We start from the raw sequence: 413 nt of genomic DNA on the forward strand, positions 1-413 counted from the left end.
GCGTCATGGATGCGTAAGGTCTGCCTGGGGGCACCGCCATCGAAAACGTCAGGTCTTCCGACACTGGCACCGCCGCTGTTGCGCCAGTTCGCTTCGGTCGGCAATAACCTGAATCAGATAGCCCGGAAGATAAACAGCGGACAGTGGTCGGGGCATGACCGGGTTCATGTGGTGGCTGCACTGATGGCCATCGGACGTGAACTGAGTGAGCTGAGGGATGAGGTCCGTAAACAGGGAGAGCGGGATGATAGTTAAGTTTCATGCCAGGGGAAAAGGCGGTGGCAGTGGTCCGGTTGATTACCTGCTGGGCCGGGAGCGTAACCGGGAAGGGGCGAGAGTTCTGCGGGGTGCTCCCGAAGAGGTGCGGGAACTCATCGATGCCACGCCGTTTGCGAAAAAATACACCTCGGGGG

Annotated in this window: 1 protein-coding gene; it reads left to right on the plus strand. The window is 59.6% G+C overall.

Going from position 1 to position 413, the window contains the following annotated elements:
• Window positions 1–255, plus strand: a 255-nt coding sequence (locus EHH60_RS36945) for a MobC family plasmid mobilization relaxosome protein (protein ID WP_148090229.1), incomplete at its 5' end; no start/stop codon positions are given.
• Between the last annotated feature and the right edge of the window lie 158 nt (window positions 256–413).

Origin of the sequence: Bradyrhizobium sp. RP6 (genome assembly GCF_003837805.1) — a bacterium.
Classification (GTDB): domain Bacteria; phylum Pseudomonadota; class Alphaproteobacteria; order Rhizobiales; family Xanthobacteraceae; genus Bradyrhizobium.